The sequence below is a fragment of the Paenisporosarcina sp. P4_E4_2 genome (assembly GCF_056401595.1).
Map to the genome: position 1 here is coordinate 1 of NZ_JBFUJC010000137.1, position 7958 is coordinate 7958.

At 39.7% G+C, this 7958-nt stretch carries 11 protein-coding genes; 2 read left to right on the forward strand and 9 right to left on the reverse strand.

The features are described from left to right. The coding region (locus AC1DSB_RS10815) for a GPR endopeptidase (protein ID WP_477586711.1) at positions 1 to 216 on the reverse strand (216 nt) is incomplete at its 3' end. 212 nt (positions 217 to 428) lie between these two features. On the opposite strand from AC1DSB_RS10815, the gene rpsT reads away from it, so the two are divergent. Beyond that, on the forward strand, positions 429 to 677 hold the full coding sequence (gene rpsT / locus AC1DSB_RS10820; RefSeq protein ID WP_016426872.1) for a 30S ribosomal protein S20: 249 nt from the start codon (positions 429 to 431) through the stop codon (positions 675 to 677). Positions 678 to 1063: 386 nt separating this feature from the next. Here rpsT and holA read toward each other — a convergent pair whose 3' ends face one another. After that, positions 1064 to 2074 carry a DNA polymerase III subunit delta gene (holA, locus tag AC1DSB_RS10825; protein ID WP_016426871.1) on the reverse strand — a complete coding sequence of 337 codons (1011 nt, stop codon included), beginning with the start codon at positions 2072 to 2074 and terminating at the stop codon, positions 1064 to 1066. Between the two features lie 166 nt (positions 2075 to 2240). Here holA and AC1DSB_RS10830 point away from each other — a divergent pair, with 166 nt between their 5' ends. After that, positions 2241 to 2375, forward strand: a complete 135-nt coding sequence (locus tag AC1DSB_RS10830) for a YqzM family protein (protein ID WP_477532035.1) — start codon at positions 2241 to 2243, stop codon at positions 2373 to 2375. Positions 2376 to 2392: 17 nt separating this feature from the next. Here the strand turns inward: AC1DSB_RS10830 and AC1DSB_RS10835 are convergent, their stop codons facing one another. The 7 genes from AC1DSB_RS10835 to AC1DSB_RS10865 all read right to left on the reverse strand — a co-directional run. After that, positions 2393 to 4654, reverse strand: coding sequence for a DNA internalization-related competence protein ComEC/Rec2 (locus tag AC1DSB_RS10835; RefSeq protein ID WP_477532036.1), 2262 nt, complete (start codon positions 4652 to 4654; stop codon positions 2393 to 2395). Positions 4655 to 4677: 23 nt separating this feature from the next. Beyond that, a complete protein-coding gene (locus tag AC1DSB_RS10840; RefSeq protein WP_016426868.1) occupies positions 4678 to 5259 on the reverse strand; it encodes a ComE operon protein 2 in 582 nt (193 codons plus the stop codon). A gap of 73 nt (positions 5260 to 5332) precedes the next feature. Continuing rightward, positions 5333 to 5962, reverse strand: coding sequence for a helix-hairpin-helix domain-containing protein (locus AC1DSB_RS10845; RefSeq protein WP_477532037.1), 630 nt, complete (start codon positions 5960 to 5962; stop codon positions 5333 to 5335). Between the two features lie 116 nt (positions 5963 to 6078). Continuing rightward, on the reverse strand, positions 6079 to 6816 hold the full coding sequence (locus AC1DSB_RS10850; protein WP_016426866.1) for a class I SAM-dependent DNA methyltransferase: 738 nt from the start codon (positions 6814 to 6816) through the stop codon (positions 6079 to 6081). Next, positions 6816 to 7166, reverse strand: a complete 351-nt coding sequence (gene rsfS, locus AC1DSB_RS10855; protein WP_016426865.1) for a ribosome silencing factor — start codon at positions 7164 to 7166, stop codon at positions 6816 to 6818. Before rsfS ends, AC1DSB_RS10850 begins: the two co-directional genes overlap by 1 nt. Continuing rightward, positions 7167 to 7736, reverse strand: a complete 570-nt coding sequence (gene yqeK, locus AC1DSB_RS10860) for a bis(5'-nucleosyl)-tetraphosphatase (symmetrical) YqeK (protein WP_477532038.1) — start codon at positions 7734 to 7736, stop codon at positions 7167 to 7169. Next, a partial coding sequence (locus tag AC1DSB_RS10865; protein WP_477586712.1) for a nicotinate-nicotinamide nucleotide adenylyltransferase occupies positions 7729 to 7958 on the reverse strand: 230 nt, incomplete at its 5' end. The genes yqeK and AC1DSB_RS10865, both read right to left, overlap by 8 nt.

Consider the following 7958-nt stretch of genomic DNA (forward strand, 5'->3'; position numbering starts at 1 on the left):
GGATAAAGTAATATATGTTCCAGCTTTTTTACCTATTGACTCTGCCCCATTTGCATCCGTTTCAATATGGGTTATATGAACACGACCTTTACGCTCTTCATTCATTTGAATCCCAGGCGTTTCATATAATGTATCTTTCTCTTTTTCCGTTCGATGCTGAACCACTTCGGTTGCTTCATCGATTAAATCAGTCCGCATTAGATTACGTATATTCATCCATATCACCTCAAGAAAAAGTTTGCCCAAGGTGTCAAGTAAATATTCTTTGCGTGAATCTATTGCAATTTAACTTTTGGTTTGCTAAAATAATGCTTGTTGTATTGATAATACTGATCTAATACTTAAAGCAAACAGCGCATAATAAACGCGCATTAACGCTTAAACTCGAGAATCTCTTGATCTCGGACCTTTTATAGGAGGTGAAAGATATGCCAAACATCAAATCTGCAATCAAACGTGTAAAAACGAATGCTTCTGCTAACGCACAAAACTCTCACACGAAGTCTACAATGCGTACAGCAGTTAAGAAAGCTGAAAATGCTTCTCTTAACAACGAAGAAAACGCAAAAGAACTTTTACAATCTGCTATCAAGCAAGTAGATAAAGCAGCTTCTAAAGGATTAATTCATAAAAACACTGCGGCTCGTAAAAAAGCTCAATTAATGAAAAAAGCGTAATGATATGAAAGACCGGATTCGATTGACGAATCCGGTCTTTTTTTGTCTTAAGCCCATTATTAGTTAACTATTCTTATGATTTATAAAAAAAGTGGGAATCACGCCCCCTTTCCAAGGACGAACTGGCAAGCCTCCTCATGCCAACAGGATGTTGGTCACAAAGGTGTTGCCATACGAGGTGGTGTTCTTAGCCYTCGTTCCTTTGTCCTCACTGAGGGTCTTGACAGCCCGTTTTTCCGCAGGAGTGTCGCAGGTTCCTTTACTATCAAGAGACTTGTTAGTTTCAGAAGTCAAAACGACAATATTCTCAGACTTGAAATTCTCTCCATCCTTTTCCCATAAAAAATGGACTTGATTCGCTTTAATCACGATTCAAGTCCATTGTCTTATAACCGATTCATTAAAAATAATTCCAGAATCCGTTCACGTCGGCCGCTACTTGTTTTTAATTGGTAATCAGCACCAGCGAGACGGTGTAACACTTCGAGCAAACGTTCTTCTCCTACTTGCTGTCTGCTTTCTACAATTAATTTGACGCGATACGGATTGACTTTTAATTGTTTCGCTATTGCCTGTGCATGATAGCCTTTCTTTTGCAGGTACCGAACATTCGACATCAAGCGAATTTGGGAAGCCAGCAATGCGGTCAGCATGATCGGTTCTTCTTTTTGCCTTAATAAGTCATGGTATACCGTCAATGCGGTGGTCGTATCACCTCGCAAGTATGCATTCAGTAACTGGAACGCATCCTGTTCTAATGTGCGGGTCATCAGCAACTCCACGACATCTTTCGTGATTTCGGATTCTTCTCCTACATACGTCGCCATTTTATGTATTTCGGACTGCAACTGAACAAGGTCCTGACCTACTGTCTCAATCAAACGGGCAATGGCATCATCCGTCATGCTTTTGCTTTCCTGGGAGACTGTTGATTGCACCCAGACTGATAAGTCGTTTCCTTCGAGAGGTTTCGCTTCCAGCAACAAAGCCTTATCCTTCATCAACTTTGTCACTTTTTTTCGCTCGTCCAATTTTTCATAAGGAGCAATGAAAACTGTGATGGCCGTTTCAGATGGATGCTGAACCCAACTTTCAAATGACTTCAAATCATGATCTATTTTTTCTTTTCCTTTTTCTGTCGCTTTTAAAAAAGAGGCATTCTTGGCAATAATTAATTTACGCTCTGTAAAAAACGGAATAGTGTCCGCTTCTTCAATAACATGTTGAACGGGAACTTCATCTAAATCAAACATCAATATATCCGTTTCTCCGGCTTTATTCAGTGATTCTTTCAGACGACGGATAGTTTCGTCAAAAAAGTAATGCTCTGTGCCGACTAGCAAATAAATCGGACTGAATTCGCCTTTTTGAATCTTTTTCCAAATACTTGAGAACATGAAGAACCTCCTCTTACACACATTCATTTCCATTATACATCAAATCGAAATTCACTGGTGTTTGAACAAAATGTGTCATTCAGCTGAAATTACGGAAAAAAACTTGTTGTTTATAGATTTTTCCGAAGCAATCACTTATAATTAATTTGAATTAGGAGGGGTAGCAATGAACGAATTTGAAAAGAATGTCCAAACCAGACGTAACGATGTGAGTGACTCAGGTATTGGTTTCGTTGTATCTTTTGTTTTCTTTGCAGCGATTTTCACCATTGCGACTGTAATTGACTTCATTACAAAATAAGCAAAAAAAGAGACTTCTCATTGTGAAAGGTCTCTTTTTTTTATGTTTTTTTCGAATGACGTCCACACGGTCATTGCTTCCTTTTCATAACGGACATGAATAGTGCCAACTTCCGCTGTTGTCATAGTCGGTAATTGTAATTCCTTGAACCTTTCGACCACTTCATGATTTGGATGCCCGTAACGGTTGTTTTGACCTGCTGAAAAAATGGTGAGCCGTGGTTGTAGCTTTTGTAAAAACGCTTCAGAACTGGAAGTTTTACTACCATGATGTCCAGCTTTTAATAGGTTGATATTTTGTATTCCTCCATACACCTTCAGTAAATCCTCTTCCCCATCCTGTTCTAAATCTCCTGTAAACAAATCATGTTTCAAGTATAGTACGAGCGAATCATCATTTCCTTCATACGTAGTATCCTGTGGCGATACATAAGTAAACTGTGTATTCCTTATTCGGAATCCACTWCCCGACATTTGTTCTTTAATCGGTATTTTCATAGCCAACGCAGTTTGTACCGCGTGTTGCAATGTATTTTCAGCAATAGCGCCAGGTGTCACATGGATTTCTTTTACCTTTACTTCCTCCAATATTTCTTCTGCGCCTTCAATGTGATCACTATCCGCATGTGTCCAAATAAACGTATCAATTGTTTGAATGCCTCTTCCTTTCAAGAAAGGTACAATTACTTCCCTTCCTATTTCAAAAGGTGTGCCTGATAGTTTCCAAGCGGCTTGATCAAACCTCAACAATCCTCCCGAATCAACCAGAATGACCCCTTGTCGATGCGGAAGTTCAATAAGGGTTGCATCCCCTTGCCCGACGTTAAGGAATGACACTTCAATCGCTGAATCGAAATAAGAAGAACCTTGAATGATGGCAATCGGCAAACCTAATGTCAAAATAAGTCTTTTCTTAGCGTGTTGAAGCTCCAGAACAAAAAAAGTAGCGACCACACCAATAAAGGCCACAACCATCTGCCAGTTCGATAGTTTGCCTGGATTCCACAGTTGATTTGGAATGGAGGCTAGTTTTAGAATGAAACTCGTCAAAGCCATTCTTAACGGTTCATACAAAATGAACAGGAAATCGGTTAAAGAAAGGAAGAAAAACGATAAACTAAACAGCACTAAATTAATCGGTAAAATAATGACGGAAAAGAGTGGTACAAACAAAAGATTGACTACAAAAGAGGAAAGAGAAATTTCGTAAAAGTGATAGAGAAGGATTGGTGCAACCCCAATTTGACAGAGAAAAGTAATCCAAAAAGATTGCTTGAAAACATTTGTTTGTGCTTGTAGAAATGGGGAAGAAAAAAGCAATACCGTGGCGGCTCCATAAGACAATTGAAATCCTACCTGGAGTAATACCCCCGGTTGCAGGTAAATAAAAATAAGCAAACTGATTGCGAAAGCATCAACGACTGCCAGTCTTTTGTGGAGTTGCTTTGAAAGTAATAGAATTTCCACGACACCGACCGCACGCCACACTGAAGGAGCCCCACCAACTAAACATGCATAGACTGGCAAACAGACGATTAAACACCATACGGCGACTTCTTTACGAATGGACAATCTAAGAAGTGATTGATAAAAGATATAGGTCAGAAACGCTACATGAAGACCCGAAATGGCAAACAAATGCGTGATGCCAAGTATTTGATAGGCGCGATTCTCCTTTGGGTCAACGTCATCTCTTAAGCCAAGTAAAAGTGCTTTGGCTTCTGCTTGAAGTGAAAGTGGAAAATGCTTGTCTATATGCTTTTCCATGAGAAATCGCTGATTGGCAATCCAGCCGATTATTCCATCTGGCTGAGAAACCTGTACCATTGTGCTAGCCGACAACATCCCTGTTGCCCCATGGCTTGTTAAGTAGGTTTGCATATCAAACGCATACTCATGGGCTGGCATTGGGACAGGTGTTATTTGTCCCGTTATCTTGAATACTGCATCTGTCAACGACTGATTCAAGAATTTGATTTTCTCTTCTTCTGAAACAAAAGTATACACAATATACCATTTTTGTTTTCCCTCAGATATTGCGAATCCTCTTAATTTGGAGCCTTTTATTGTATGAATCGAAGTCCAGGTATAAACATCTTCTTGAGCGACTTCATGTGAATCATGCGTCAATTTGTCTTGTGCATGCAAAAAGAAAAAAATAGCCACTGCTACATAACTTAATAAAAAGAATATCTTAAATCGATTACGTACAAATAATAGAATAAGTGGGGCATGTAAAAAAAGAAGTTGGATGGAGCCGATTGCCGCGCTGGTTGACACTATGGCTGCGACGGCAATATAGATTAGGCGTTGGTTCCAATGGTTTTGCCAAATAACTCATTCACCTGCGCTTCATATGAAGCCAGTTCTTCTGCAGGAACACCCTTCTCTCTTAACTTATGAAGCATGTCCAAATACAAAGTGATTTTCTGATCGCTTAAGAAATCAATTTTCCGTTCATCGAAAGATACATGCACGACTTCAATATTTGACTGGGCAAGTAATTGAATGGCATATTCACTGTTTTTATAATCTTTCGCGTAATATAAACGTCGGATTCCTGACTGAATAATTGATTTTGTGCAAGGAAGGCAAGGGAAATGAGTCACGTACAAATCCGCTTCATTAGTTGATATGCCGTATTTCGAACATTGCAACAAGGCATTCATTTCTGCATGAATTGTACGGACACAATGATGATCCACAACGTAACATCCTTGATCGATGCAATGATCGCCACCGGAAATGGATCCGTTATATCCACCTGCCATGATCCGCTTATCCCGTACAATGGTTGCACCTACCGCTAATCTTGTACATGTGCTTCTAAGCGCCAGTAAATGACTTTGTGCCATAAAGAATTGGTCCCATGTTATTCGCTCCATAAAAACGCCCCCTGATTGTAAACTCTTATCTAGTTTAGTAGGAACACGTTTGAATCGTCAATTGAATATGGTTTTATTTAACCGAAATGAAATCTTTCAGTTGCTCAAAAGTTTGATCTCCGATTCCAGAAACTTCTTTTAAGTCTTCAATCGATTGAAAAAGTCCTTTTTCTTCCCGGTATGCAAGAATTGCCTTCGCCTTGGAAGGACCGATACCTGAAAGTGTCATTAAGGTCATTTCATCGGCAGTATTGATATTAATGATAGTAGATTTTTCTCTAGTTGAATCTGGTGTTGTCGAAATAGTTGTCGCTACGTCCTTTTCGCCAATCAATGGTACATAGATCACCATTTCATCGGTCAGTTTCGCAGCCAAGTTCAATGCTTTTTCTTCAGCGGTTGGCAATAGGCCTCCTGCAAGCTGAATGGCATCCAATACACGACTTCCATGAGTTAATGTATAAACGCCAGGTGTCAGGACTTGTCCTTTTACATCAACGACAACCACTTCATTTATTTCGATGTCAGGTTCTTCCGATTCGTTCAGTTCTTCAGTTGGAATTGTATTTGGGATGGGGGTTTGAATGGTTTCGAGCGTATCGGCAAGTGGGGGCGCCTGCTCGTTTGAAAAAGGTTTAAACAGTAGTACAAATAAAATAATACCTGCACTTACAAGCACTGCTTTATTCGTATGTTTTTTCATCCATGCAAGAATCAGATTGGGTCATCCTTTCCTACAGGGAGCAATTCTTATGGAGTTATCCATACTATAAACGAATTGCTCATTATTGGAAAGTCTTATGTGAAAAGCAATGGAAACTATTTAATGGCGTGGAAAAAGATTCGTTCACTGTTTTCTTCAGGTGACTCATTCGCCCAGTCTGCAGTTACCTTAATTTCCGAAAATCCTGCTTGCTGCAAGAATGATAGATATTCTTTTACATCATAAGAACGTTGAAAATGACTTTCTTCAAAACGGTCGTATGAACCGCTCTTATTTTTCATAAAGAAAGTTAAATCATGATAAACAGAGTGTGGATACTCGCCTGGTTCCGTGTGCCAGATATAAGCAACGTCCTCATCTTCATATGTAAATGGACCGTCTAAAAATAATACATCCATTTTATAAACAGAATGAACATCAAAGAACAGTTGTCCACCTGCGGCGAGCGATTCATGAATGCCATGCAACGTCTGAAGAACTTGCGCTTCCTCTTCCAGGTAATTTAACGAATCAATCGATAGAACAGCTACATCAATTTCTTCGAATCCGTCCAAATCAGTCATAGAGACATGAAACAACGGAATGGATATCCCCTGCTTTTGAAAGCGGTCAGCTGCAATTGCCAGCATTTCCTCAGACAAATCGACGGCTTGAACAAGAAAACCCTGTTCTGCAAATTTCGCAGACAGGACTCCAGTTCCACACCCAATATCTAATAAAGATTTACCTTTCACATTTTCAACATTCGAAATAACCTTTTCGACATATTTGTCGTAAGGAATATCCGTCATTAATGCATCATAAATGTGTGCAAACTCTTTATAGCTAGTCATTACGCTTCTGAGTCTACAGAGATGATTGGTGCATCTCCCCATAAACGTTCCAAGTTATAAAATGCACGTTCATCTTTATGGAATACATGCGCAACTACGTCGCCCATGTCCACTAATACCCAACGAGCTGCGTCATAGCCTTCTAAACGTTTTACATCAAAACCGGATTGGCCTGCCTGTTCTGCCATTTCTTTTGCAATTGCCTGCACTTGACGGTCAGAATTTGCGTGACAAATAATAAAGTAATCGGCAAGCAAAGATACACCTTTCATATTCAATACGACGATATCTTCTGCACGTTTGTCATCTGCTGCTTTATAAGCAACCTCTAGTAAAGTTGGAACTGTCATTCAGTCATTTTCCTTTCGTGTAACCAAATCATTATAACAATGAATGGAATCCGGATATACCGGTTGATTTTTTTGCAATAAAAATTGAATCGAACGTTGGACACAAGCTTTCATTAACGCGTTCAGTCCCAGTTCATTCTGTTGTCTTAAATCATCAACTCCCGGGAATTGACGATTCGGTTCTATCATATCGGCACAATAAATTATTTTTTCAAGATCCGTCATGTTTGCGCGGCCAGTAGTATGGTAGCAAATCGCGTTCAATACATCCTGATTTGACACTCCAAATTCCTGCTGAGCGACAATTGCACCGACTGGGGCATGCCACAATTCATGATGAAAATTCAAGAGGGTTGGATCCATCTGTTGATCGATAATGGTTTGTTTCATCCATTCCCTATCCGCAAATTTCACGACATCATGTAAAATTGCCGCAAGCTCTGCATCTTTTTCAGATACGCCATACACATTCGCTAATCGAATAGCGGTATCCATTACTCCTAAAGTATGCACAACTCGTTTCTCAGGCATCCGCGTACGTAAAGCATTTATCAAATCATCTCTATTCATACAATTTCTCCTGACGAATATAAGTTTGTACATTTTCTGGAATTAACAATGATACATCTTTTCCTTCTTTGAACCGGTTGCGTAGCGCAGTGGAGGATAAATCAATCAACGGTGCATCGATTAACGTCACTGGATAATCAGAGCGTTCATCATAACCTGGACGCCGTACACCGATTAATCGGACCTTTTCGACCAGTTCATCAATTTTATACCACTTGCTGT